At 63.8% G+C, this 25,894-nt stretch carries 26 protein-coding genes and 1 tRNA gene; 4 read left to right on the top strand and 23 right to left on the bottom strand.

Annotated elements, in window-relative coordinates; translation table 11 throughout:
• Window positions 1–20: 20 nt before the first annotated feature.
• From rpoB to H8B03_RS02115, 10 genes are all read right to left on the bottom strand, one after another.
• Window positions 21–4,157, bottom strand: coding sequence for a DNA-directed RNA polymerase subunit beta (gene rpoB, locus H8B03_RS02070; RefSeq protein ID WP_193140126.1), 4,137 nt, complete (start codon window positions 4,155–4,157; stop codon window positions 21–23).
• 240 nt (window positions 4,158–4,397) lie between these two features.
• Complete coding sequence (gene rplL, locus H8B03_RS02075; protein WP_193139773.1) at window positions 4,398–4,778, bottom strand: 50S ribosomal protein L7/L12; 381 nt, start codon at window positions 4,776–4,778, stop codon at window positions 4,398–4,400.
• A 60-nt stretch (window positions 4,779–4,838) separates the two neighbouring features.
• The gene (rplJ, locus tag H8B03_RS02080) at window positions 4,839–5,357 is read right to left on the bottom strand and encodes a 50S ribosomal protein L10 (RefSeq protein WP_193139775.1); all 519 of its coding nucleotides are present in this window, start codon (window positions 5,355–5,357) and stop codon (window positions 4,839–4,841) included.
• Window positions 5,358–5,625: 268 nt separating this feature from the next.
• A complete protein-coding gene (gene rplA / locus H8B03_RS02085; RefSeq protein ID WP_193139777.1) occupies window positions 5,626–6,327 on the bottom strand; it encodes a 50S ribosomal protein L1 in 702 nt (233 codons plus the stop codon).
• A 2-nt stretch (window positions 6,328–6,329) separates the two neighbouring features.
• On the bottom strand, window positions 6,330–6,782 hold the full coding sequence (gene rplK / locus H8B03_RS02090; RefSeq protein WP_193139779.1) for a 50S ribosomal protein L11: 453 nt from the start codon (window positions 6,780–6,782) through the stop codon (window positions 6,330–6,332).
• 125 nt (window positions 6,783–6,907) lie between these two features.
• Complete coding sequence (gene nusG / locus H8B03_RS02095; RefSeq protein WP_193139781.1) at window positions 6,908–7,441, bottom strand: transcription termination/antitermination protein NusG; 534 nt, start codon at window positions 7,439–7,441, stop codon at window positions 6,908–6,910.
• A gap of 199 nt (window positions 7,442–7,640) precedes the next feature.
• Complete coding sequence (gene secE, locus H8B03_RS02100; RefSeq protein WP_193139783.1) at window positions 7,641–7,841, bottom strand: preprotein translocase subunit SecE; 201 nt, start codon at window positions 7,839–7,841, stop codon at window positions 7,641–7,643.
• Window positions 7,842–7,956: 115 nt separating this feature from the next.
• On the bottom strand, window positions 7,957–8,982 hold the full coding sequence (gene tdh, locus H8B03_RS02105) for an L-threonine 3-dehydrogenase (protein ID WP_193140128.1): 1,026 nt from the start codon (window positions 8,980–8,982) through the stop codon (window positions 7,957–7,959).
• Window positions 8,983–8,990: 8 nt separating this feature from the next.
• Window positions 8,991–10,193 carry a glycine C-acetyltransferase gene (locus H8B03_RS02110; protein WP_193139785.1) on the bottom strand — a complete coding sequence of 401 codons (1,203 nt, stop codon included), beginning with the start codon at window positions 10,191–10,193 and terminating at the stop codon, window positions 8,991–8,993.
• A gap of 120 nt (window positions 10,194–10,313) precedes the next feature.
• Window positions 10,314–10,389: transfer RNA gene (locus tag H8B03_RS02115), tRNA-Trp, on the bottom strand.
• A 158-nt stretch (window positions 10,390–10,547) separates the two neighbouring features.
• Here H8B03_RS02115 and H8B03_RS02120 point away from each other — a divergent pair.
• On the top strand, window positions 10,548–11,069 hold the full coding sequence (locus H8B03_RS02120) for a peptide-methionine (R)-S-oxide reductase (RefSeq protein WP_193139787.1): 522 nt from the start codon (window positions 10,548–10,550) through the stop codon (window positions 11,067–11,069).
• A 108-nt stretch (window positions 11,070–11,177) separates the two neighbouring features.
• Here H8B03_RS02120 and tuf read toward each other — a convergent pair whose 3' ends face one another.
• From tuf to H8B03_RS02160, 8 genes are all read right to left on the bottom strand, one after another.
• Window positions 11,178–12,353: an elongation factor Tu gene (tuf, locus tag H8B03_RS02125; protein WP_193139789.1), complete on the bottom strand. Its 1,176-nt coding sequence runs from the start codon at window positions 12,351–12,353 to the stop codon at window positions 11,178–11,180.
• 111 nt (window positions 12,354–12,464) lie between these two features.
• Complete coding sequence (locus tag H8B03_RS02130) at window positions 12,465–13,043, bottom strand: hypothetical protein (RefSeq protein WP_193139791.1); 579 nt, start codon at window positions 13,041–13,043, stop codon at window positions 12,465–12,467.
• A 115-nt stretch (window positions 13,044–13,158) separates the two neighbouring features.
• On the bottom strand, window positions 13,159–14,088 hold the full coding sequence (locus tag H8B03_RS02135) for an electron transfer flavoprotein subunit alpha/FixB family protein (protein WP_193139793.1): 930 nt from the start codon (window positions 14,086–14,088) through the stop codon (window positions 13,159–13,161).
• On the bottom strand, window positions 14,088–14,846 hold the full coding sequence (locus H8B03_RS02140) for an electron transfer flavoprotein subunit beta/FixA family protein (RefSeq protein WP_193139795.1): 759 nt from the start codon (window positions 14,844–14,846) through the stop codon (window positions 14,088–14,090). The genes H8B03_RS02135 and H8B03_RS02140 overlap by 1 nt, the downstream gene beginning before the upstream one ends.
• A gap of 168 nt (window positions 14,847–15,014) precedes the next feature.
• Complete coding sequence (locus tag H8B03_RS02145) at window positions 15,015–15,587, bottom strand: cob(I)yrinic acid a,c-diamide adenosyltransferase (protein WP_193139797.1); 573 nt, start codon at window positions 15,585–15,587, stop codon at window positions 15,015–15,017.
• 2 nt (window positions 15,588–15,589) lie between these two features.
• A complete protein-coding gene (locus H8B03_RS02150; RefSeq protein ID WP_193139799.1) occupies window positions 15,590–15,796 on the bottom strand; it encodes a twin transmembrane helix small protein in 207 nt (68 codons plus the stop codon).
• Between the two features lie 80 nt (window positions 15,797–15,876).
• Window positions 15,877–16,704 (bottom strand): SDR family NAD(P)-dependent oxidoreductase, encoded by an 828-nt coding sequence (locus H8B03_RS02155; protein ID WP_193139802.1) that lies wholly within the window; start codon window positions 16,702–16,704, stop codon window positions 15,877–15,879.
• A 68-nt stretch (window positions 16,705–16,772) separates the two neighbouring features.
• The gene (locus tag H8B03_RS02160) at window positions 16,773–17,465 is read right to left on the bottom strand and encodes an SH3 domain-containing protein (RefSeq protein WP_193139804.1); all 693 of its coding nucleotides are present in this window, start codon (window positions 17,463–17,465) and stop codon (window positions 16,773–16,775) included.
• 133 nt (window positions 17,466–17,598) lie between these two features.
• On the opposite strand from H8B03_RS02160, the gene parC reads away from it, so the two are divergent.
• Both parC and H8B03_RS02170 read left to right on the top strand, forming a co-directional pair.
• Window positions 17,599–19,854: a DNA topoisomerase IV subunit A gene (gene parC / locus H8B03_RS02165; protein WP_193139806.1), complete on the top strand. Its 2,256-nt coding sequence runs from the start codon at window positions 17,599–17,601 to the stop codon at window positions 19,852–19,854.
• A 110-nt stretch (window positions 19,855–19,964) separates the two neighbouring features.
• On the top strand, window positions 19,965–20,921 hold the full coding sequence (locus H8B03_RS02170; protein ID WP_193139808.1) for a 1-phosphofructokinase family hexose kinase: 957 nt from the start codon (window positions 19,965–19,967) through the stop codon (window positions 20,919–20,921).
• Between the two features lie 3 nt (window positions 20,922–20,924).
• Here H8B03_RS02170 and H8B03_RS02175 read toward each other — a convergent pair whose 3' ends face one another.
• The 5 genes from H8B03_RS02175 to H8B03_RS02195 are packed head-to-tail and all read right to left on the bottom strand — an operon-like array spanning window position 20,925 to window position 23,873.
• Window positions 20,925–21,836, bottom strand: a complete 912-nt coding sequence (locus H8B03_RS02175) for a lysophospholipid acyltransferase family protein (protein ID WP_193139810.1) — start codon at window positions 21,834–21,836, stop codon at window positions 20,925–20,927.
• Complete coding sequence (locus tag H8B03_RS02180) at window positions 21,836–22,114, bottom strand: HPr family phosphocarrier protein (RefSeq protein WP_193139812.1); 279 nt, start codon at window positions 22,112–22,114, stop codon at window positions 21,836–21,838. The genes H8B03_RS02175 and H8B03_RS02180 overlap by 1 nt, the downstream gene beginning before the upstream one ends.
• Before the next feature lie 9 nt (window positions 22,115–22,123).
• The gene (locus H8B03_RS02185) at window positions 22,124–22,516 is read right to left on the bottom strand and encodes a PTS sugar transporter subunit IIA (RefSeq protein WP_193139814.1); all 393 of its coding nucleotides are present in this window, start codon (window positions 22,514–22,516) and stop codon (window positions 22,124–22,126) included.
• A complete protein-coding gene (gene rapZ, locus H8B03_RS02190; protein ID WP_193139816.1) occupies window positions 22,513–23,433 on the bottom strand; it encodes an RNase adapter RapZ in 921 nt (306 codons plus the stop codon). Before rapZ ends, H8B03_RS02185 begins: the two co-directional genes overlap by 4 nt.
• A complete protein-coding gene (locus H8B03_RS02195; RefSeq protein WP_193139818.1) occupies window positions 23,430–23,873 on the bottom strand; it encodes an HPr kinase/phosphorylase in 444 nt (147 codons plus the stop codon). Before H8B03_RS02195 ends, rapZ begins: the two co-directional genes overlap by 4 nt.
• Before the next feature lie 343 nt (window positions 23,874–24,216).
• Between H8B03_RS02195 and H8B03_RS02200 the strand changes: the two genes are divergently transcribed.
• Entirely contained in the window at window positions 24,217–25,827 is a 1,611-nt protein-coding gene (locus H8B03_RS02200) for a phosphoenolpyruvate carboxykinase (protein ID WP_193139820.1), read from the top strand.
• Window positions 25,828–25,894 lie beyond the last annotated feature (67 nt).

The following is a 25,894-nucleotide window of genomic DNA, read 5'->3' on the forward strand; positions in this document are numbered from 1 at the left end:
TCACCCCGCCGCCGCCGGCCTTATTCCTCGCCCTCCGCGTCCAGGAGTTCCATGTTGAGGCCCAGACCCCGGACCTCCTTGACGAGAACGTTGAACGATTCCGGCACGCCGGCTTCGAAGTTGTCCTCGCCCTTCACGATGCTTTCGTAGACCTTGGTCCGGCCTGCCACGTCGTCCGATTTGACGGTCAGCATTTCCTGCAGGGTGTAGGCGGCGCCATAGGCTTCCAGGGCCCAGACCTCCATTTCCCCGAAGCGCTGACCACCGAACTGCGCCTTGCCGCCCAGCGGCTGCTGGGTGACCAGCGAGTACGGGCCGGTCGAACGCGCGTGGATCTTGTCGTCCACCAGGTGATGCAGTTTCAGCAGGTACTTGATGCCGACGGTGACCTTGCGGGCGAATTGTTCGCCGGTGCGGCCATCGAACAGTTCCGACTGACCGGACTGGTCGAAACCGGCCCGCTTCAGCGCGTCGTTGACGCCTTCCTCGCGCGCCCCGTCAAAGACCGGGGTGGCGATCGGAACACCGCGGGTGACATTGCCCGCCGCTTCCAGCAGCTGCTCGTCGTCCATGCCGGCGATGCCCTCTTCATAGACATCGTCGCAATAGGCCAGACGCATCGCATCACGCACCGGGGTCATGTCGCCGGTCCGGCGATAATCGCCAAGTGCTTCGTCGATCCTCAGGCCCAGACCACGGCAAGCCCAACCCATGTGGGTTTCCAGAATCTGCCCGACGTTCATCCGCGACGGCACGCCGAGCGGGTTCAGAACGAAGTCGACCGGGGTCCCATCGGCAAGGAACGGCATGTCTTCCATGGGAACCACGCGCGAAATCACGCCCTTGTTCCCGTGGCGACCGGCCATCTTGTCGCCCGGCTGCAGCTTGCGCTTCACCGCAACGAAGACCTTGACCATCTTCATGACGCCCGGCGGCAGGTCGTCGCCACGACGCACCTTCTCGACCTTGTCCTCGAAGCGGGCTTCCAGGGCACGGCGCTGGTTCTGGTACTGCTCGTTGAGCGCCTCGACGATCTTCGCCTCGGCCTCGTCTTCCAGCGCCAACTGCCACCACTGCCCCTTGGACAGGGTGCTCAGCAGATCCGGCGTGACTTCCGAGCCCGGCTTGACGCCCTTTGGCCCCTTCACGATCACCTTGCCCATGATCTGCGTGCGCAGACGGGCATAGATGTTGCGCTCGAGGATCGCCATCTCGTCGTCCCGGTCACGGGCCAGACGTTCGACTTCCTCGCGCTCGATCTGGATCGCGCGTTCGTCCTTGTCCACACCGTGACGGTTGAAGACGCGAACTTCCACGATGGTGCCGTAGTCCCCCGGCGGCAGGCGCAGCGAGGTGTCGCGCACGTCCGAGGCTTTCTCGCCGAAGATGGCGCGCAGAAGCTTTTCTTCCGGCGTCATCGGGCTTTCGCCCTTCGGAGTGATCTTGCCGACCAGGATATCCGCCGGGCCAACCTCGGCACCGATATAGACGATGCCCGCTTCGTCGAGGTTGCGCAGGGCTTCCTCGCCGACGTTGGGGATGTCGCGGGTAATCTCTTCCGGCCCCAGCTTGGTGTCACGGGCGGCGACTTCGAATTCCTCGATATGCACTGAGGTGAAGACGTCATCCCGCACGATGCGTTCCGAGATCAGGATCGAGTCTTCGTAGTTGTAGCCATTCCACGGCATGAAGGCGACGACGACGTTCTTGCCGAGCGCCAGTTCCCCCATGTCGGTGGACGGACCATCGGCGATGACTTCGCCCTTGGTGACTTCCTGCCCCACCTTCACCAGCGGACGCTGGTTGATGCAGGAGTTCTGGTTCGACCGCTGGAACTTGCGCATCCGGTAGATATCGACGCCCGGATCGCCCGGTGCCATATCAGAGGTGGCCCGGATCACGATCCGGGTGGCATCAACCTGGTCAATGATACCGGCGCGCTTGGCAACGATGGCCGCGCCCGAGTCGCGGGCCACGATTTCCTCGATCCCGGTGCCGACCAAGGGGGCCTCGGCCTGCAACAGCGGAACCGCCTGACGCTGCATGTTCGATCCCATCAGGGCGCGGTTGGCGTCGTCATTTTCCAGGAACGGAATCAGCGAGGCCGCAACCGACACCAACTGCTTGGGCGACACGTCGATCAGGTCGACGTTTTCGCGCGGCGCCATGGTGTATTCGCCGGACTGGCGGGTGTTCACCAGGTCGTTCACGAAGTTACCGTCTTCATCCAGCGTCGCGTTGGCCTGCGCCACGGTGTGACGCATTTCCTCGGTCGCGGACATGTAGACCACGTCGTCGGTCACGTGACCCTCGACCACCCGGCGATAGGGGGTTTCGATGAAGCCGTACTTGTTGACGCGGGCGAAGGTGGCCAGCGAGTTGATCAGACCGATGTTCGGACCTTCCGGCGTCTCGATCGGGCACATCCGGCCGTAATGGGTGGTGTGCACGTCGCGGACTTCAAAGCCCGCACGCTCGCGGGTCAGACCGCCCGGCCCAAGCGCCGACAGGCGGCGTTTGTGCGTCACTTCCGACAGCGGGTTGGTCTGGTCCATGAACTGCGACAGCTGCGAAGAGCCGAAGAATTCGCGCACCGCGGCCGCGGCCGGCTTGGCGTTGATCAGATCCTGCGGCATCACCGTGTCGATCTCGACCGACGACATGCGCTCCTTGATGGCACGCTCCATGCGCAGCAGACCGACGCGATACTGGTTTTCCATCAGTTCGCCGACCGAACGCACCCGGCGGTTGCCAAGGTGGTCGATGTCGTCGATGTCGCCCTTGCCGTCGCGCAGTTCCACCAGCGCCTTGATGCAGGCGACGATGTCTTCCTTGCGCAGCGTGCGCTGGGTGTCTTCCGCGTTCAGCGCAAGACGCATGTTCATCTTCACCCGGCCCACGGCGGACAGGTCATACCGCTCGCTGTCGAAGAACAGCGTGTCGAACAGGGCCGAGGCCGCTTCGACGGTGGGCGGCTCGCCCGGACGCATGACACGGTAGATGTCCATGAGCGCGGTGTCGCGGTTCATGTTCTTGTCTGCCGCCAGGGTGTTGCGGATGTAGGGACCGACGTTGATGTTGTCGATGTCCAGCACAGGGATCTCGGTGATGCCCGCGTCCAGCAGCTCTTTCAGCGAGCCGCCGGTCACTTCCCCGTCCTTGTCCAGTTCCCAGGTCAGCTCATCGCCGGCTTCCACGTAGATGGCGCCGGTTTCCTCGTTGATGATGTCCTTGGCGACGTATTTGCCGACGATCATGTCAAAGGGCACCAGAAGTTCGGTGACATTGCCTTCGTCGATCAGCTTCTTGACGGCGCGCGGGGTGACCTTCTTGCCGGCTTCGGCGATGACTTCGCCGGTGGCTGCATCCACCAGATCATAGGTCGGACGGGTGCCGCGAACGCGTTCCGGGAAGAACTTCGTCGCCCAGCCCCGGCTGTTTTCCAGCTTGTAGGAAACGGTGTCGTAATAGGCGTCGCAGATGCCTTCCTGATCCATGCCCAGGGAATAGAGCAGCGTCGTCACCGGCAGCTTGCGGCGACGGTCGATACGGGCAAAGACGATGTCCTTGGCGTCGAATTCGAAATCCAGCCACGAGCCGCGATAGGGAATGATGCGGCAGGCAAACAGCAGTTTGCCGCTGGCGTGGGTCTTGCCCTTGTCGTGATCGAAGAACACACCCGGCGAACGGTGCATCTGGGAAACGATCACACGCTCGGTACCATTGACCACGAAGGTGCCGTTCGGCGTCATGAGCGGCATGTCGCCCATGAACACGTCCTGCTCCTTGATGTCCTTCACCGACTTGGCGCCGGTATCTTCGTCCACATCGAACACGATCAGGCGCAGGGTCACCTTCAGCGGCGCGCTGTAGGTCATGTCGCGCTGCTGACATTCCTCGACGTCATACTTGGGTTTTTCCAGCTCGTACGAGACAAATTCCAGAACGCTGGTTTCGTTGAAATCCTTGATCGGAAAGACCGACTGGAACACGCCCTTGATGCCTTCGCCATCCAGCGGAATATCGCTGTCGCCGGACCGCAGGAACAGGTCGTAGGATGATTTCTGAACCTCGATGAGGTTCGGCATTTCCAGAACTTCCCGGATCTTGCCGTAATATTTGCGGAGTCGTTTCTGGCCGATATAAGTCTGCGCCATAAGTGCCGTTGCCTTTCGTTTCACCGGAATACCGCCACCGCCGGGGCCACGGGGCGCATCCCTGAAACATCGAAACGGTCGGTCCATGCCTGGCGCCCTTCCCACGGGGTGCCTCCCGACCTTTGACCGCTTCTTGGAGAACCCCTGTCAACAGGGCCTCGCCAAGACGCGGATAGCTGGACCCGGAGTATCCCCGGGCCCAGCCAATCTTGAAACCTACGGGCCAGATGGCCCGACGGATTACTTGAGCTCGATCTCGGCGCCGACTGCTTCCAGCTTCGCCTTGATGTCTTCGGCTTCTTCTTTCGAAACCTGCTCTTTGACAGCTTTGCCGCCAGCTTCGACCAGCTCTTTGGCTTCTTTCAGGCCAAGACCGGTGATGCCGCGAACTTCCTTGATGACCTTGATCTTCTCGCCGCCAGCGGCTTTCAGGATCACGTCAAATTCGGTTTGCTCTTCGGCAGCGTCGCCACCGGCGTCGCCGGCCGGGCCAGCCATCATCACGGCGCCGCCTGCGGCGGGCTCGATGCCGTACTCATCCTTCAGGATGGTTTTCAGTTCTTGTGCTTCCAGCAGCGTCAGGTTGACGATTTGCTCAGCAAGTGCTTTCAGATCAGCCATTTTCTCTGTTCCGTATCTTTAGATGTGTTCCAACGTGCGATGATTTCCACACGCGGGATCTCACGCGGCCTCGCCGCGCTCTTCGATTGTCGAAAGGATGCTCGCGATGTTCGAAGCAGGTGCGCCAATCGCACCGGCGATGTTCGAAGCGGGCGCGCCGATGCAGCCGACGATGGAGGCAATAAGCTCCTCGCGCGACGGCATTTTCGACACGGCTTCAACACCAGCCCGGTCCAGGATCGTCTCGCCCATTGCCCCGCCAAGGATTTCGAATTTCTTGTTGTCCTTGGCGAAGTCCTCGGCCACCTTGGCTGCTGCCACGGGGTCCTCGGAATAGGACAGTACGGTCATGCCCGTAAGAAGCTCACCCATGCCTGCGCAGGGTTTGCCCTCGAGGGCGATCTTGGCGAGCCTGTTCTTGGCAACACGCACGGATCCGCCGGATGCGCGCATGCGCCCCCGAAGATCCTGCATCTCGGCAACCGTGAGACCCGCGTAGTGTGCAACCACTACAACGCCAGAGCTTTCGAAGATCTGGCCGAGTTCATCGACCAATTTCTCTTTCTGGGCTCTATCCACAGTTTCACTCCAAGTTTGAGAGGTTGCCCCCTCGGCTCACTTCTGCCGGGTTTCCCCAGCGTTCGGGTCCTCAACTCAGGGTCCCGAGCAGATCGCCCGAGGGCCGCACGCGGCACTCAGAGAAATGTCTCGTTCCCCATCTCGGGAAGGAAATTAAGCCCCGCTTCAGCAGCCTTGCGGCCCGGTCAGCGACACGCCCTCCGTCTCGGACAGGACAGGGCCTGTCGGCCCTGCCACCAGGCGGGTCGCCCCGCCCGATCTTGCGGGATTACTCGGCGGCTGCCGCGTTATCCACGTCGACACTGACGCCCGGACCCATGGTCGAGCTCAGCGCGATCTTCTTCATGTAGGCGCCCTTGGCCCCCGACGGCTTGGCGCGCGACACGGCGGCCACGAAGGCGCGCACGTTCTCGACCAGCTTGGCTTCGTCGAAGGACACCTTGCCGATGCCTGCGTGCACAACGCCGGCTTTCTCGGCCTTGAACTGAACCTCACCGCCCTTGGCGTTGGCCACGGCTTCGGCGACATCCATGGTCACGGTGCCGACCTTGGGGTTCGGCATCAGGTTGCGCGGGCCCAGGATCTTGCCCAGACGCCCCACGACCGGCATCATGTCCGGGGTCGCAATGCAGCGATCGAACTCGATGGTGCCACCCTGAATGGTCTCCATCAGGTCTTCGGCGCCGACGATATCCGCACCGGCGGCCTGGGCTTCTTCAGCCTTGGCACCACGGGCGAACACGGCGACGCGAACGGTCTTGCCGGTGCCGTTGGGCAGGCTGACCACGCCGCGGACCATCTGGTCTGCGTGACGCGGATCGACGCCCAGGTTCATCGCGATCTCGACGGTTTCGTCGAACTTAGAGTTGGCGTTGGATTTCACCAGTGCGACAGCTTCTTCGACGGTGATGTTGTCTTTACCTGCAAAAGCAGCGCGGGCTGCCTTTGTACGCTTACCGAGCTTTGCCATGATCAGCCTTTCACCTCGATGCCCATCGAGCGGGCAGAGCCCACGATGATCTTCATTGCGGCTTCAACGTCATTCGCGCTGAGGTCTTTCATCTTGGCTTCGGCGATTTCACGCAGCTGGGCCACGGTCACGGTCGCCACGGTGTCGCGGCCGGGGTTCTCGGCACCGCGCGGACGGTTGCGCTTGCCCACGGGCTTCAGACCTGCGGCCTTCTTCAGGTAGTAAGACGCGGGCGGCGTCTTGATGTCCATGGTGAAGGACTTGTCCTGATAGTAGGTGATCACGGTCGGGCACGGCGCGCCGGCTTCCATTTCCTGCGTCTTGGCGTTGAACGCCTTGCAGAATTCCATGATGTTGATGCCGCGCTGACCCAGCGCCGGACCCACGGGGGGGCTCGGGTTCGCTTTGCCGGCGGGGATCTGAAGCTTCATCTTCCCAGCAAGTTTCTTGGCCATGAGGCCTCTCCTTCTTCCAGCGGCGGGTCGCCCCGCCCTACAACAGCCGCCAACGCGTCGGCGGCCTTGGGTTGCCGTGGTTCAGCCGGCCGGGCGCGCCCGGAAAGCCTCCCACGTCTGACACGTCAGGCCTGTTTGGTGACCTGCGTGAATTCCAATTCCACGGGCGTTTCGCGCCCGAAGATCGACACCGTCACCTTGAGGCGCTGGTTGTCTTCGTCCACTTCCTCGACCATGCCGTCGAAATCCTCGAACGGGCCGTCGTTGACCTTCACGCGCTCGCCGATCTCATAGTGGATCAGGGTGCGCGGCTGGGCCTCGCCCTCTTCGACGCGGTTCAGGATCTGGTTCACCTCGGCATCGCGCATGGGCATCGGCCGGCCCTGGGGCCCGAGGAATCCGGTCACCCGGTTGATGCTGTTGATCAGGTGGTAACCCCGATCGGTCATTTCCATCCGTACCAGCACGTAGCCGGGCATGAAGCGACGCGGTACCGAGACCTTCTTGCCCCGGCGCACTTCGATCACTTCTTCTTCAGGGACCAGAACCTCTTCGATCTCGTCCTCAAGGCCCTTCTCGACGGCCTCGGTCCGGATCTGTTCAGCGATCTTCTTTTCGAAATTCGAAAGAACGCTGACCGAATACCACCGTTTCGCCATCTTGCTCGCCGCCTTTACGTCGTCTTGCCGAGCCCCGTAAGGCCCTGATCGTGTGTAATTTTTTCAAGCATTCCGGAAGAAAAAAGCGGCGCGCAACACGAATCATTGCACGCCCTCATCCAGAACACACGGTGTGCTAGACCTTTGACGCCCGAATGACAAGTCACAATGTCGGTCGGGGCGCCGGGCCGGGGCGGGATCAGCTGCCGAAGAAGTTCAGAGTGAGCGTCAGCCCGTTGCGGATCAGGAAGTCCACAAAGAAGAAGAAGATGGCCGTCAGCGTCGCCATCGCCAGCACCATGGCCGAGGTCAGCAGCACTTCACGCTGGCTGGGCCAGACGATCTTGGCTACTTCACCACGCACCTGCTGGATGAACTGGAAAGGGTTGGTCTTCGCCATCGTCTACGGAGTCCTTCTTGCGCAATGGGCGGCAGATACGCCTTTCGGACGGGGAATTCAAGCGGCCCTCTTGCGCGCGACGCCACGGGACGAAACCGGCGGCAGCGCTGGGGCGTCAGCCCCAGTCCAGAACCACCTTGCCGCTCTTGCCCGAGCGCATGACCTCGAAGCCTTCCACGAAATCGTCCACCGGGTAGCGATGGGTGATGACGCGCGAAACATCCAGACCGTTCTGCAGCATCGCGATCATCTTGTACCAGGTCTCGAAGATCTCGCGGCCATAAACGCCCTTGATGGTCAGCGCCTTGAAGACGATGCGCGACCAGTCCACGGGGGATTTTCCGGGCGGTATGCCCAGCATGGCAATGCGCCCGCCCATGACCATGCCTTCGACCATCTGATCCAGCGCAATCTGGTTGCCGGACATTTCCATGCCGACGTCGAATCCTTCGCGCATCCCCAGTTCGGCGATGACATCCTTCAGGTCTTCGTTCGCCACATTGACCGGGCGCAAATCGGTGACCGCTTGCGCCAGGTCCAGCCGGTCGGGATTGATGTCGGTGATGACCACATGGCGCGCGCCGACGTGGCGGGCCACGGCGGCGGCCATGATGCCGATGGGCCCGGCACCGGTGATCAGGACGTCCTCGCCAATCAGATCGAAGCTGAGCGCGGTATGCACGGCATTGCCGAGCGGGTCGAGAATGGCGCCGATCTCGTCCGGGATCGAATCGGGCAGCGGCACCACGTTGAAGGCCGGCAGCCGCAGGTATTCGGCAAAGGCGCCCTGCTCGTTCACGCCGATGCCACGGGTTTCCGGATCAAGGTGGAACTTGCCCGCCCGCGACTGGCGCGAATGGTGGCCGATCAGATGCCCCTCGCCGGAACAGCGCTGTCCGACCTTCAGGTCGGTCACGTCACGGCCCAGTTCGACGATCTCGCCGGCGAATTCATGCCCGGTGATCAGCGGCACCGGCACCGTCTTCGCGGCCCAGTCGTCCCAGTTCCAGATGTGCACATCGGTGCCGCAGATGCCGGTCTTGCGGATGCGGATCAACACGTCGTCGGGGCCGATCTCGGGGACCGGGGCACGCTCCATCCACAGGCCCATTTCCGCGCGGGCTTTCACAAGGGCCTTCATCTGGTTGCTCATGACAGCGCCCCCACGGCCCGGCCTGCCGCAGCGAAAGCGTCCAGTGCCTGATCCAGATCCTCGCGTGTCAGTGCTGCGTTCATCTGGGTGCGGATGCGCGCCTGCCCTTTCGGCACCACCGGGAAGAAGAACCCGGCGACATAGACGCCGCGGTCGTACAGGGCTGCCGCCAGATCCTGGCTGAGCCGCGCCTCGCCCAGCATCACCGGCACGATGGGGTGCTCCCCCGGCAAGGTGGTGAAACCGAGGCTTTCCAGCCCGTTTCGCCAATAGGCAGTGTTCTCGAAGAGTTGCGCCCGCAGGGCGTCGCCCTGCTCGACCAGATCCAGCGCCGCCAGACCGGCCATCACCACCGACGGCGGCAGCGAGTTGGAAAACAGATAGGGCCGCGCCCGCTGTCGCAGCAGATCGACCACCGCCTGCGGCCCGGCGATATAGCCGCCGATGGCCCCGCCAAGCGCCTTGCCCAGCGTGCCGGTCAGGATATCGACCTCGACCCCGAAATGCGCGGGCGTGCCGCGCCCCTGCGGCCCCATGAACCCCGTTGCGTGGCAATCATCCACCAACACCAGCGCATCGTATTTCTGTGCCAGCCGGGTGATCTCGGGCAGTTTGGCCAGATAGCCGTCCATGGAAAAAACGCCATCCGTGGCGATCATCACGAAGCGCGCGCCGCCATCGCGGGCGGCCTGCAATTGCGCCTCAAGATCGGCCATGTCGGAATTGGCGTAGCGATAGCGTTGCGCCTTGCACAGCCGCACCCCGTCGATGATCGAGGCATGGTTCAGCGCGTCCGAGACGATGGCATCCTCGGGGCCAAGCAGCGGCTCGAACAGCCCGCCATTGGCATCGAAACAGGCGGCAAACAGGATCGCGTCGTCCTTGCCCAGAAACGCGGCCAGGCGACGCTCCAGCTTGCGGTGAATGTCCTGGGTGCCGCAGATGAACCGGACCGAGGCCATGCCATAGCCATAGTCGTCATAGCTGGACTTCGCGGCGGCGATCAGGGCCGGATGATCGGCCAGTCCCAGATAGTTGTTGGCACATAGGTTCAGCACTCCGTTCTGCACGGTGCCATTGCGCTGCACGTCGATGCGCCCGCCCTGCGGCGAGGTGATCTCGCGTTCGGTTTTATACAGCCCGTCGGCCCTGAGGCTGTCCAGCGTGGTGCCGATATGGTCGAGAAACGCGTCGGTCATGGCCCCTCCGGAAGTGGATTGCGCCATGACAGCCTGTCAAAGCCGTGCCGCCCTGTCACGAGGAATCGCCGGACAACGCCGGGCGCCCGAAGGCGCGCGTATTCACGATGTCTGAAGGACTGGCAGGGGCTGAGGGACTCGAACCCACGACCCTCGGTTTTGGAGACCGATGCTCTACCAACTGAGCTAAACCCCTAGGCCGGCCTGCTGGATAAGCGTATTCGCTGCGGGCCGCAAGCCAAAAGCGGCGGGAAGATCACAAGATGCTCTCCGAGAGGTGGTTTCTCCGTGTCCCGGTCGGGGCGGTAGGCTGAGCCATGATTTCTTCCCGTTCCGTTTTCAAGGAGACCCCCCATGACGGCCCCGACCCTGAGCAGGCGTGTCTTTCTGAGCAGCACGGCCATCGCAGCCCTGGGCGCGGCCCAGATCCGCACGGCTGCGGCCGAAACGCCCGGCGACGACTTCAAGTTCGAAATCACCCGCAGCGAGGCCGGATGGCGCGCCCGCCTGAGCGAAACAGAGTACCACATCCTGCGCGAGGGCGGCACCGAAGAGAAGTTTTCCAGCCCCTTCTGGAACGCCCACGATGAAGGTCAATATGCTTGCAAGGGCTGCGACCTGACCCTCTATTCCTCGGTCTGGCAGGTCTATCCGGGTGTCGGCTGGGCCTTCTTCCGGCATGCCGAACCCAACGCGATCCTGATGGGGATTGATGGCAATCCCTATGTCGGGATGACCGACATCCGCGTCCTGTCCATCATCGAGGCACACTGCCGCCGCTGCGGCTCTCATCTGGGCCACATCCTGACCGTGGGCAAGACATCGCTGCACTGTATCAACGGCGCCGCCCTGAGCTTCACCACCGGACCCGTATGACGCGCCGGTGCCATCGCCCGCCCCGCCGGTCATTAAAAAGGGGCCGCCCCCGAAGGTGCGGCCCCTGATCGTCATGCCTGAGGCGCAGAGGGGCGCTTCAAACCTGGATCATTCGATGATCTTGGAAACGACCCCTGCCCCAACCGTGCGGCCGCCTTCGCGGATGGCGAAGCGGAGTTTTTCTTCCATCGCGATCGGGGCGATCAACTCGACCTCGAACTTCAGGTTGTCACCCGGCATCACCATCTCGGTGCCTTCCGGCAGCGTCACGGTGCCGGTCACATCCGTGGTGCGGAAGTAGAACTGCGGACGGTAGTTCGCGAAGAACGGCGTGTGACGGCCGCCTTCTTCCTTGGTCAGGATATAGGCCTCGGCTTCGAACTTGGTGTGCGGGGTCACGGAACCCGGCTTGCAGAGAACCTGCCCGCGCTCCACGCCTTCACGGTCGATGCCGCGCAGCAGCGCGCCGATGTTGTCGCCCGCTTCACCACGGTCCAGCAGCTTGCGGAACATTTCCACACCGGTGCAGGTGGTGGTGGTGGTGGCGCGGATGCCGACGATCTCGATGCTGTCGCCGACGTTGATCACACCACGCTCGACACGCCCCGTAACCACGGTGCCGCGGCCCGAGATCGAGAACACGTCTTCGATCGGCATCAGGAACGGCTGGTCCACGGCGCGGTCCGGGGTCGGGATGTACTCATCCACGGCCGCCATCAGTTCGCGGATCTTGTTCTCGCCGATTTCCGGATCACGGCCTTCCATCGCGGCCAGCGCCGAGCCGGCGATGATCGGGATCTCGTCGCCCGGGTACTCGTAGCTTTCCAGCAGTTCGCGGATTTCCATTTCCACGAGCTCCAGCAGCTCCTCGTCGTCCACCTGGTCGACCTTGTTCATGAACACGACCATCTTCGGGATGCCAACCTGGCGGCCCAGCAGGATGTGCTCGCGGGTCTGGGGCATCGGGCCGTCGGCCGCGTTCACCACCAGGATCGCGCCGTCCATCTGCGCGGCACCGGTGATCATGTTCTTCACATAGTCGGCGTGGCCGGGGCAGTCGACGTGCGCGTAGTGGCGGTTGTCGGTCTCGTATTCCACGTGCGCGGTCGAGATGGTGATGCCACGGGCCTTCTCTTCCGGCGCGCCGTCGATCTGGTCGTAGGCCTTGAAATCACCGAAATACTTGGTGATCGCCGCGGTCAGCGTCGTCTTGCCGTGGTCAACGTGGCCGATCGTGCCAATGTTCACGTGCGGCTTGCTGCGGTCAAACTTTTCCTTTGCCATGATGGCCTCCTTGGGGCGATCAACGTGCCCGGGTCTAACATCGCGCGCTCGTTACAAAGCGCAGCGGGGAAAATCAAGCGCCAGTTGCAGTCCCGGCGCGGTGGGTGGGGCTCAGCCTTCGTCCGGGGCCGCGTCTGCGCGGACGGCACCGGGCTTGGGTTTGAACCATTGCGGGTTCTCGCGCAGCCAACGTTCGATCTCGATGGCGGCGTTGTCAGCCAGTTCGGCCAGTTGCTCCTCGCCGGTCTGGGTATAGCCGGAGCCCACCACCGTATCGCCGCCGGCATCTTCCCAGACGGTCAGGTTCTCGGGCTTGGGGTTCAGGCGGCGCGGCGCGTCGTCATAGACGTTGACCGACAAAAACAGGGTAGAGCGCGGCGCCAGCAGCACCGGCACGCCGGGATGGGCCAGGATATAGCCCTGCACCTTGATGCCGATGGAATAGCTGCCCTCGCCGTCAAAGCGCGACAGGCGCGGCTCGACCGCCTTGACCACCGCCGCCTTCAGCGTGTCGTTGGACACCTTGCGGGAATGGAACCCGCTTTGCGGCTTGTCGTCCATGACCACCACAAGGCGGTCAAGGCTGAAGTCCCCCAGACCCGTCTTCTGGATTTCGGGATCCAGTTCGGTGGTACAGGCGGACAGGACCGCAAGGGCCAGCAGGGTCGGAAGAAGGCGAAGCAACGTCATCGGTGGCTCTCGTGAGGGGCGTTGCGGGCCGTGGTACCCGAGCATCCAAGCCACGGCAACAGGGCGTCTGGCCCCGGTTGCGCACGCGGCCCCGAAGGGCCGCGTAGCTGAGCGATCAGCCCAGTTTCTCGGTCAGTTCCGGCACTGCCTGGAACAGGTCGGCCACAAGGCCATAGTCGGCGACCTGGAAGATCGGCGCTTCCTCGTCCTTGTTGATGGCAACGATGACCTTGCTGTCCTTCATCCCGGCAAGGTGCTGGATCGCCCCCGAGATGCCTACGGCGACGTACAGCTCGGGTGCCACGACCTTGCCGGTCTGACCCACCTGCCAGTCGTTCGGGGCAAATCCCGAATCGACCGCCGCGCGGGACGCACCGACGGCAGCGCCCAGCTTGTCGGCCAGGGCTTCGATCAGCTTGAAGTCCTCTTCCGAGCCGACACCGCGGCCCCCGGACACAACGACACCCGCCGAGGTCAGTTCGGGACGGTCGCTTTCGGCCACCTTGTCCTCGACCCATTCCGACAGCGCCGGGTTGTCGCCGACCGAGATGGTCTCGATCGGGGCTGCGGCCTGTTCGCCCGCCACGTCGAAGGTCGATGTGCGGACCGAGACGACTTTCTTGGCGTCTTTCGACTTCACCGTCTGGATGGCGTTGCCGGCATAGATCGGCCGCTCGAACGTGTCCGCATCGACGACGCCGGAGACATCCGAGATCACCATGACATCCAGCAGCGCGGCCACGCGGGGCAGCACGTTCTTGGCGTCGGTGGTGGCCGGGGCGACGATGTGGTCGTAGTCGCCCGCGAGGCTGGCGATCAGCGCGGCGGTCGGCTCGGCCAGGCGATGGCCCAGCGAGGCATCTTCGGCGACCAGCACCTTGGTGACGCCGGCGATCTTGGCGGCTTCTTCGGCAGCGGCGGCGGCAGAGGCCCCGGCACACAGCGCGGTGACTTCGCCCATCTGGGCAGCGGCGGTCACGGCCTTGGCGGTGGCGTCCAGCGCCAGTTCGCCATTGGTGACTTCGGCAAGAAGGAGAACAGCCATTATACGACTCCTGCTTCTTTGAGTTTCGACACAAGCTCGTCCACCGAGCCCACCTTGATCCCGGCGGCGCGTTCCGCCGGTTCGCTGGTCTTGACGACCTCAAGACGCGGGGTCACGTCGACGCCGTAGTCTTCGGCGGTTTTCTGATCCAGCGGCTTTTTCTTCGCCTTCATGATGTTGGGCAGCGAGGCATAGCGCGGCTCGTTCAGGCGCAGGTCCACGGTGACGATGGCGGGCATCTTGACCTTGATGGTCTGAAGGCCGCCATCCACTTCGCGGGTGACCAGCGCACTGTCGCCGTCGATCTTCACTTCCGAGGCAAAGGTGGCCTGGCTCCAGCCCAGCAGGGCTGATAGCATCTGGCCGGTGGCGTTCATGTCGTTGTCGATGGCCTGCTTGCCACACAGCACGAGGCCGGGGGCTTCTTCCTCGACAACCTTGGCGAGGATCTTGGCCACCGCCAGCGGTTCGATATCTGTGTGCACGTCTTCGGCGGCCACCACGAGGATCGCGCGATCCGCACCCATGGCCAGACCGGTGCGCAGGGTTTCCTGCGCCTGTTTCACGCCGATGGACACCAGGACGATTTCCGAGGCGACACCGGCCTCTTTCAGGCGGATGGCCTCTTCGACGGCGATTTCGTCGAAGGGGTTCATCGACATTTTCACATTGGCCAGATCCACACCCGACCCGTCCGCCTTCACACGAACCTTTACGTTGTAGTCAATCACCCGCTTGACGGGTACGATTACCTTCATGACGGCGGTCTCCGTTCGTTTTTCTGCACCAGCAGCGTTTGCTTCGGCGCATGATCTAGACAATCCACAGGGGCTTCAACAGCAAAAAAGCGATCCGAACGCCCCGGAATCCGCAACGTTCTTTCCGTGGGGACTGCATTTTCAGACCCGGGTTTGGCGCTGTGAGCGTTAACGGTTCGCCCCCGGCACCCACAGCACATCCGCCGCCCCCGAATCGTTGGCCATGCGGGCGGCGACGAAGAACCAGTCGGAAAGACGGTTGAGGAATTTCACCGCCGCCGGGTTCACCTCCTCGGCGAAGGCCAGCTCCACCGCCAGCCGCTCGGCCCGCCGCGCCACGGTGCGGCACAGATGCAGGTGTGCGGCCAGCGCCGAGCCGCCCGGCAGGATGAACGACCGCAACGGCGACAGGTTGGCATTCATCGCATCGATCTCGGCCTCCAGCCGGTCAACCTGGCTGGCGGCCAGCCGCAGCGGCGGATACTCGGCCTCGGCATCGCTGGCCATGTCGGGACGGCACAGGTCGGCGCCCAGATCGAACAGATCGTTCTGGATCGCGGCCAGTTGCGTGTCCATCGCGCCCTCGGCATGCAGCCGGGCCATCCCCACGGTGGCGTTCAACTCATCCACGGTGCCATAGGAATTCACCCTTGCCGCGTTCTTCGGCACCCGCGTGCCATTGCCCAGGGCGGTGTCGCCCTTGTCGCCGGTGCGGGTGTATATCTTGTTCAGAACGACCATGGTCAGCCTCCCATGCGGCGCAGGGCCACGAAGCCCAGGATCAGAAGAATGGCAACGAATTGCGCCGCGATGCGATAACGCATCAGGCGGTTGCCGTGCTTGCGGTTGAATTCGCCGCCCCGGCCAAAACCACCGATGCCAATGGCCAGAATGACCACCACCACGAGGCAGGCCGCTGCGACCACGAAAAACAGGGGATCATTGAGCATCGTGTTTCCTCCGGATGCGCTGCATCTAGTCGGCCCTGCCGGGATTGCGAGCGGCCTTTTCGTCGCGTTTGCCTGCTGCCTTACGCCCGATCATACAACCGGTCCAGCGCCGCGGCGGGCAACAGCCCCTGCACCTGGGCGATCACCCGCGTGGGCGTCGTCACCCGGTAGCGGCGGCGCGGGCGTTTCGCCGTCAGCGCATGGATCAGCGGCTGCGTCACTGCCGAGGGCGGCAATTGGAACGGGCTGTCGCCCGAACCCTTGTGCAACAGGTCCAGCAGGCTGGCCTCGTATTGCGCGGCGCGCGGCGAATTGCGCCAGTCGATCCAGCGCTCGAACTGGAGGATGGCGTTCTTTCGGAAATCTGTCCGAATCGGGCCGGGCTGGATCAGGCTGACGTGGATGCCGAACTCGCGCATTTCCAGCCGCAGCACATCCGAATAGCCCTCGATGGCGTATTTCGAGGCCACATAGGCCCCGCGCCATTTCGCCGGCACGAAGCCCAGCACCGACGAGCACATGACGATCCGCCCCTGCCCCTGCGCCCGCATCGCCGGCAGCACCAGACGGGTCAATTCGTGCCAACCGAAGAAGTTGACCTCGAACAGATCGCGCAAGCCGTCGGTCGGGATATCCTCGACCGGGGCGGGCAGCGCGTGGGCGCCGTTGTTGAACAGCGCATCCAGCCGTCCGCCGGTGCGCGACAGGATCTCGTCCACCGCCGCGGTCATTGAGGCGCTGTCGCGGTAATCCAGCCGCAAGGCTTCCAGCCCCGCGTCGCGCAGGCGGGCGGCATCGGCTTCGGCCCGGCAGGTGGCGAACACGCGCCACCCGGCCTCGTGCAGCGCCCGGGCGGCATGGGCGCCGATGCCGGAACTGCACCCGGTGATCAGAATCGTGCGGGACATGGCGGGGACGGCCCTTTCATTGCGGCTGGCCTGACCTGCCACGCGGGCAGCGCGTTCGCAAGCCGGGCCTAGGGCAGCGGTTGCAGGAATCGGCTGGCCATATAGACCGGCTGCCCGGTGTCCGGATGCGCGATGCTGCGCCAGCCGTCGCGCTCCTCGCCCAGCAGCACCACTTCATCACCGAAATTCACGCGCCCGACCACCGCATCAGAAACCGACGGCCCGGCCCGCAGGTTGACCGACGTGCCCAGCACCTGTGCGCGTGCGGGCTGATCTTCGGCCTCGGGCAGCGGGTCAGTTTCCGCCACCGCGACCACCTCGCCGCCACTGACACTGGGGCGGGTCAGATCGGCACCGGCCTCGGTCCCGCTGCGGGCGCGCACGGAATCCGACAGGGCCAGCGCCCCGGCGGTACCGGAGCCGCTCAACCCGCCCAGCCCCAGCGCGGGCAGCCTTTCGGCCAGTTCCGTGGCCAGTTCTTCGGCGGAAACTTCGGGCAATTCTGCTGTTTCTTCGACCGGGGCCGCATCTGGGGATGCGTCGGGTGAAATCGACGTGTTCGCGGGGGCCGATGCGGGGGTGCTTTCTGTCACCGTCGCGGAACGCTCCGGCGCCTGGTCCACCGGTGGCGGGGCATTTTCCTGCAGTTCCGCTGCCCGCTCCAACACATGCGGCGGTTTCGGGCCGCTGTCCGGCTCCGGCGCGAAATAGAAGGCGATGAAGATGGCCATCGCCAGCAGGACCGTCAGCTTGAACCCCATTTGTACACTTCCTTCGTGACCCGCCAGATTATCGTACCCATTCTGTCCCGAGATACCAGCATGGAGCTAGCCCGGATGTCCTTGCCCGCAAGCGCCGCTTTACCGCCCCCGCGCTGCCCGCTAAACCCTCAGCATGGACACGCCCGAGACGCCCCAAGAACATTCCGAACCGCTGCGCCGCGCGATCGGCAGCCGCTATCTGACCTATGCGCTGTCGACGATCATGCACCGCGCCCTGCCCGACGCCCGCGACGGACTGAAGCCGGTACACCGGCGCATCCTTTACGCGATGCGCGAATTGCGGCTGGCATCGAACGGCGGCTTCCGCAAGTCGGCCAAGATCTCGGGCGACGTGATGGGCAACTATCACCCGCACGGCGATGCCGCGATTTACGACGCCATGGCGCGTCTGGCACAGGATTTCGTGATCCGTTACCCGCTGGTCGACGGTCAGGGCAATTTCGGCAACATCGACGGCGACAACCCGGCGGCCGCCCGCTACACCGAAGCCCGCATGACCGCCGCCGCCGAAGCCCTGCTGGATGGGCTGGCCGAGGATGCGGTGGATTACCGCGACAATTACGACGGCACGCTGCAGGAACCCGAAGTTCTGCCGGCGGCCTTCCCCAACCTTCTGGCCAACGGGTCCAGCGGCATCGCCGTGGGGATGGCGACCAACATTCCGCCGCACAATCTGGATGAGCTTTGCGCCGCCTGCCTGCATCTGATCAAAGCCCCGAATGCCCATGATGAAACGCTGGTCGACCTGATCCCCGGCCCCGATTTCCCCACCGGTGGCGTCATTGTCGAACCGCGCGATAGCATCCTGGAAACCTACCGCACCGGGCGCGGGGCGTTCCGCCTGCGCTCACGCTGGGAGATCGAGGAAATGGGCCGCGGCCAGTGGCAGATCGTGGTCACCGAAATCCCCTACCAGGTGCAGAAATCCAAGCTGATCGAGAAGCTGGCCGAGTTGATCCAGGCCAAGCGGGTGCCGATCCTGGCCGATGTGCGGGACGAAAGCGCCGATGACGTGCGCATCGTGCTGGAGCCGAAGTCGCGTAACGTCGATGCCGATGTGCTGATGAGCACCCTGTTCCGCCTGTCCGATCTGGAAATCCGCTTTTCGCTGAACATGAACGTGCTGATCGACGGGCGCACCCCCAAGGTCTGTTCGCTGAAAGAGGTTCTGCGCGCGTTCCTGGACCATCGCCGCGAGGTGCTGATCCGCCGGTCGCAGCATCGGCTTGAAAAGATCGACCACCGGCTTGAGGTGCTGGAAGGCTATATGGTCGCCTTCCTGAACCTTGACCGGGTGATCGAGATCATCCGCTATGACGACCATCCCAAGGCCAAGCTGATCGAGGAATTCACCCTGACCGAGGTGCAGGCCGAGGCGATCCTCAACATGCGCCTGCGCTCTCTGCGCAAGCTGGAAGAGATGGAGCTGCGCAACGAGCGCGACGCGCTGCTGATGGAACGCGCCGATCTGGTGGACCTTCTGGAAAGCGACGAGTTGCAATGGAGCCGGATCTCGGATGAACTGCGCGAGGTGCGCAAGAAATTCGGTGCCAAGGCGCCCGGCGGTGCCCGGCGTACCAAGTTCTCGGAATTGACCGAAGTGGCCGAGGTGCCGCTGGAAGCCATGATCGACCGCGAGCCGATCACCGTGGTCTGTTCGAAAATGGGCTGGATCCGGGCGATGAAGGGCCACGTGGCGCTGGACAGCGCCCTGAAGTTCAAGGACGGCGACGAAGGCCGGTTCATCTTCCACGCCGAAACCACCGACAAGCTGCTGGTGTTCGGCTCAAACGGGCGCTTCTACACGCTGTCGGCGGTCAGCCTGCCCGGCGGCCGGGGCATGGGCGAGCCGTTGCGCCTGATGGTGGACCTGCCCAACGACGTGGAAATCGTCGATCTGTTCCTGCATGTGCCGGGGCGCAAGCTGATCCTTGCCTCTACCACCGGCGATGGGTTCGTGGTGACCGAGGACGAGGTTCTGGCCCAGACCCGCAGCGGCAAGCAGGCGCTGAACGTCAAGGAGCCTGCCCGCGCGGCGCTGTGTCGGCCGGTGCGCGGCGATCACGTGGCGGTGGTCAGTCAGAACGGCAAGCTGCTGGCCTTCCCGGTCGAGGACCTGCCCGAAATGGTGCGCGGCAAGGGCGTCCGGCTGCAGAAATACAACATGGCGCGCGGACGGCAGGGCAGCCTGGAACTGGATGGCGGTCTGGCCGATCTGACGACCTTCGATGTGGAACAGGGACTCAGCTGGCAGACGCCGAACGGGCAGACCCGCCGCGAACCCGATGTGGCGCAATGGCTGGGCAAACGGGCGGGTGTGGGCCGTCAGGTGCCGCGCGGCTTTCCCAAGGATCGCAAGTTCACCTGAGGCAACGCGACGGGAGGCTGAAAACGCTTTCCCTTTCAGCATGATCTTCGCATGATTCGTTCAAGAAATTCCGCCCGGTTCCTTCGCCGCGCGGCAAGAGGCAAAGGCATATGGCACATCCGGCCATTCTGACGATTACCCTGAACCCGGCGCTGGATCTCTCCTCGCAGGTGGATCAGGTCCGCGCAGGCGACAAACTGCGTTGCGCCTCGCCGCGCCGGGATCCGGGCGGCGGCGGCATCAATGTCAGCCGCGCCATCCGGCATTTGGGCGGCGACAGCCTTGCCGTGGTGGCCCTTGGCGGCGCCACTGGCGAAGCGGTGCGGCAGATGATGACTGCCGAAGGCCTCAGCCTGCGCGCCTTTCCCCTGCCGGGCGAAACCCGCCAAAGCCTGTCGGTCACCGACCAGTCCAACAACGATCAGTACCGCTTCGTGATGCCCGGCCCGGATTGGCATGACGCCGAGGTCGATGCCTTGCTGGACCTGTGCGCCACCCTGCCCGGTCCCGGCACGCTGACCGTGCTCAGCGGTTCGCTGCCGCCCGGCGTTTCCCCTTGCCTGCCGCACCGAATGTGCGCGGCGTTGGAAGGAGCCGGGGCGCGGATGATCATCGATACCTCGGGCGCGGGCCTCTTGCGTCTTGCGCGCACACCGCAGGACCAGCGCCCCATGGTGCTGCGGTTCGACAACCAGGAAGCCGAGGAATTGTCCGGCACCACGTTGGACAGCCCGGCAGCGACGGCGGATCTGGCCGAGAACCTTGCGCAACGCGGCGTGGCCGATGCGGTGGTCATTGCCTGCGGGGCCGAGGGCAACGTGCTGTTCGACGGAACCCGCCGCGTGCTATGCCGCCCGGTGCCGGTGCCGGTGCGCAGCAAGGTGGGCGCCGGGGACAGTTTCGTAGGTGCTTTCGCCCTGACCCTGTCGCGCGGCGGCGATCTGGCCGAGGCACTGCACCACGGCACCGCCGCCGCAAATGCCGCCGTGATGACCGATGCCACGGAACTGTGCCGGGCCGAAGATGTGGAACGTCTGTATCCGGGCTGTCTGCTGTCCGAGATCTAGGTCTCAGGTGTCGCGCAGGGCGAGGGTCTGTTCGCGCAGCCACGCGACGAAGCCGCGCGGATTGGAGCCCCAGACCCGGATGGCCTCGTCGTCGAACGGCGGGCCGACCACCGGGCGTTGCGGCTTGTTCAGCGCGTGCACGACCTCGTGGATCAGCAACCCCTGCCGCAGCGTCGCCGACATCTGGTTGGCGATCTGATAGGCACGGCTGTTCTGGCCGGGAAAGAACACCGGCACCACCTTGGCCTTGCTGCGCTGGATCATCTTGGCGGTAAACGGGTTCCAGTCCCGCTCTACCGCCGGACCCATCAGCGTGTCGGACGAGGCCACAACGCCCGAAGGAAACAGCACGATGACCCCGCCATCGGCCAGATGATCCATCGAACGGCGGCGCATTTCCAGGTTTTGCTGCAACGCGTCCGGCTCATGCGGGAAGGGCACCGGGATCATGAACTCGCGGATTTCCTCGACCCCGGTCAGAAGCGAGCGGGTCAGGATCTTGTAGTCCTGACGCACCCGCCCGATCAATTCGGCCAGAACCATGCCATCGACCAGCCCATGCGGGTGATTGGCCACGATGATCACTGGCCCTTCGGCAGGGATGCGGCGGATCTGGTCCTCGGGCGTGGTCAGCTCGATGCCCATGGTCGCCAGCGCCTTGCGCCAGAACGCCTGCCCCATGGGCACGCCCTCGCGCTCGAACTGGCGGATCAGGCGCAGCAGGGTCAGCTTCCCGGTGGCCCATTCCATCGACTTGATCAGCGTGGTCTGGAACCCGTTGTCGAACGTCGAAGCATAGGACAGCTTGCGCTTGTCATAGGGGACATAGTCCGCCGGCGGCGTCACCGGCTCGCCACGACGGCTGGCCCGCAGGCGCGCACGTTGCGCTATATTGGCCCCCTGGATGTCGGCCATTACATCTCCTCGCCGAAACGGTTGGCGACCAGCGCCTCAAGCGCGCCGCCAAGCTCCTCGGCCTGGGAACCGCTGATTTCCACGGTGATCGTTGTGCCCTTGGCCGCGGCCAGCATCAACAGACCCATGATGCTGTCGCCCCCGGCGCTCATCCCGTCACGGGACACTTCGGCCGAAGCGTCAAAGGCTTCGACAACCTCCACGAATTTGGCCGAGGCCCGCGCGTGCAGGCCCTTTTCATTGATGATGCGGAGCGTCTTGCAAATGGAATCAGTCATGTCCGCACGTCAATTGCCGAAAGCGTCGAAGCAATCAAGGTATTTCCGCCCCGCGTGCAAGGCGTTGTCCACAGCTTCGGGGACTGTGCGGTCGCGCACTTTGACCAGTTTGATGAGCAGCGGAAGATTGGCGCCGTAGATGATCCGCCGGTTGGCACGATCACAGGCGGGCAGCGACAGGTTCGAGGGCGAGCCGCCAAACATGTCCGTTACCACGATCACCCCGTCGCCGGTGTCCACTGCGTCGGCCGCGGCCTCGATCTCGGCGCGCTTGGCATCCCGATCCTCATGCACGGCAATGGCAATCGCCCGCATGTTGTCCTGGGGCCCAAGAACATGCTCGACGGCGGCAAGATACTCGCGCGCCAACCCCCCATGGGCAACAATGACGATTCCGATCATCGGGGCGCCTCCGCCACCTGCGCGGCCATCAAGGCACTGCGCCGTTCCAATTCATGATGCCGAAGACTGACCTTCCACCCGTTGTCGCCAAGGCGCCGGGCCAGGGCTTCAGCCAGCGCGACCGAGCGATGCTGCCCGCCGGTGCAACCGAAACCAATCGACAGGTGTGACTTGCCCTCCGCCGTGTAGGCCGGCAACAGGAATTCTGAAAGATCATTAACTTTGTCAAAAAATGGGGCATATCGGTCATCCGTGCCGATGAAGGCCGCAACGCGCGGGTCGCGCCCGTCCAGTGCACGCAGCGACACATCCCAATAGGGGTTTTTCAGGAATCGGCAGTCGAACACCATGTCGATCCCCCGCGGCATCCCGCGCTTGTAGCTGAACGAATGCAGCACCAGCGCCATCCGCTGCGCCCCGTCCGGTTCGAACAAGCGCCCCAGTTCCGCCTTCAGATCGTGCGGCGTCTGCGCCGAAGTGTCGATCAGGATATCGGCCAGCGCCCGGATCGGCAGCAGCAACTCTTGCTCGCGCAAGATCCCTTGCGCCGGGGTTTCCGCCGGGGCCAGGGGATGCCGCCGCCGGGTTTCGGAATAGCGCCGCTCCAGCACCGCAGGCTCGGCATCCAGGTACAGAACCTCGACCCGCGCACCGCCGCCGCGCAACTGTTCGATCAGATCCTGGAAGGCAGCGACCGAGAAATCCCGGTTGCGCACATCGACCCCCAGCACCAGGTCGCGGCCCAGGGCCGGGCCATCCAGCAGCCGCGGCACCAGCGACAGCGGCAGGTTGTCGATCGCCTCGCAGCCCAGATCCTCCAGCACTCGCACGGCGGTCGTCCGTCCGGCTCCGGACGGGCCGGTCACCAGGATGATCCGGGCAGTGGCTTGGGATGGCGCGGCGGTGGCGTGACTCATTGCAGGCTTTCGTGATGTCCCCGGATGTATTGCATCAAAGCTGCACCGAAATGACCAGTCTCGCACTTACCTATCAAGGTGACGTTGCGTCCAAGGACACAGGTTGTGACGGGTTCCGGCAATCGCGCCGTTTCAACCTTGTCCATGCGCACCACCAGGCACAAAGGCGTTGGCCCTGCCAGGCGGGCGGGCAACAGGCCGACGCCGCGCGCTTCGATCCGCGCCGGTAGGGTCGGCGGCGCAGAGGCCAGCACCTGGTCGCCGTCGCCCTGCAGCAAGGTGCGATCATCGGCCACCAGATCGGCGCCATAGGCCATCAGTTCCAGCCCCAGGGCCGACTTTCCCGACCCGGACGGCCCTTCGATCATCACGGCAACACCGCACAGCGCGACCGTGGTCGCATGGCGGATTTCGTGAGAATCGGTAGAGATGTCGATCATGAAGGCCTCTGGTTGACGTTAGCTTCCCCTACTTTCGCAAGCGCAGCAAGTGCTTGTGACATGTCAGGAAATCAACAGGAGTTGAGCGGGTTTTCGCGCCCCTTGGCAACAAAAGACTACTGGGCGTCATAGTTGTGCTAACTTGGTTGCGCAAACATGTCCTTGATGGCGCTAAACCTGTATTTCCGGCCTGTTTCGGGCGCGAGGCCTCATGCTATATGCGCGGGGTCGGTCCATGCTGGTCCGGCCAGCGCTGCCTCACACATCTGTTCAGTACCCCCGTGTGCAGCGCCTGAAGATATCATCGACTGCCGCAAGACCGCGGTGCCTGGAGCATTCTCAGATGACACATGGACGCGTGAACCCATCTCAAACTCTCGAAGATCAGGGCATGGTGGGTCTCGGCACGGTCTATTACAACCTGCTTGAACCCGCACTGATCGAGCAGGCACTGAAGCGCAACGAGGGCGAACTGGGCCAGGGCGGCACCTTTCTGGTGTCCACCGGCAAGTTCACAGGCCGGTCCCCCAAGGACAAGCACGTGGTTCGGACCCCCGATGTCGCCGACAAGATCTGGTGGGACGCCAATGCCGAGATGTCGCAGGAAGGGTTCGAAACCCTGCATGCCGACATGCTGGCACACATGAAGGGCAAGGACTATTTCGTTCAGGACCTTTACGGCGGGGCCGATCCGATCCTGCGGCTGGACGTGCGCATGGTGACCGAACTGGCGTGGCACAGCCTGTTCATCCGCCACCTGCTGCGCCGCCCCGCGCGCGAGGAGCTGGACAGCTTCGTTCCGGAATACACCATCATCAACTGCCCCAGCTTCAAGGCTGACCCCGAACGCCATGGCTGCCGCAGCGAAACCGTCATCGCGCTGAACTTCGAGCAGAAGCTGATCCTGATCGGCGGCACGGAATACGCCGGCGAGAACAAGAAGTCGGTCTTCACCCTGCTGAACTACATCCTGCCGGACAAGGGCGTGATGCCGATGCACTGCTCGGCCAACCACGCGCCTGACAATCCGGTCGATACGGCGATCTTCTTTGGCCTGTCGGGCACCGGCAAGACCACCCTGTCGGCAGACCCATCGCGGGTGCTGATCGGCGACGACGAACATGGCTGGTCCGAACGCGGCACCTTCAACTTCGAAGGCGGCTGCTATGCCAAGACCATCGGTCTGGACCCGGAAGCCGAACCCGAGATCTATGCCACCACGTCGAAATTCGGCACCGTGATCGAGAACATGGTCTACGATCCCGAAACCCGCGATCTGGACTTCGACGATGACAGCCTGACGCCGAACATGCGCTGCGCCTATCCGCTGTCATTCATCTCGAACGCCTCCGAGACCTCGCTGGGCGGTCATCCCAAGAACATCATCATGCTGACCTGCGATGCCTTCGGAGTTCTGCCGCCGATCTCGCGGCTGACCCCGGCGCAGGCAATGTATCACTTCCTGTCGGGGTTTACCTCGAAGATGGCGGGCACCGAGCGTGGCGTGACCGAGCCGCAACCGGCGTTCTCGACCTGCTTCGGCGCGCCCTTCATGCCGCGCCGGCCGGAAGAATACGGCCAGATCCTGCGCGACAAGATCGCCAAGCATGGCGCGACCTGCTGGCTGGTGAACACCGGCTGGACCGGCGGTGCCTATGGCACCGGTCACCGGATGCCGATCAAGGCCACGCGCAACCTGCTGACCGCGGCGCTGGATGGCTCGCTGAACGACGCGACCTTCCGCAAGGATCCGAACTTCGGCTTCGAGGTTCCGGTGACCGTGCACGACGTGGACGCAACGCTTCTGGATCCGCGCTCGACCTGGAAAGACAAGGCGGCCTATGACGCACAGGCCCGCAAACTGGTCGAAATGTTTGCCGCCAATTTCGAACAGTACCTCGCCTATATCGACGAGGACGTGAAGGCCGTGGCCATTGGCGGCGGCGTCGCCTGATCTGACCCCTGCTTCGATCCATTCGAAACGCGAAACGCGCCCCCAGGGGCGCGTTTTTCCGTCTGGC

It is taken from the genome of Meridianimarinicoccus sp. MJW13 (assembly GCF_014901205.1).
Classification (GTDB): Bacteria; Pseudomonadota; Alphaproteobacteria; order Rhodobacterales; family Rhodobacteraceae; genus Meridianimarinicoccus.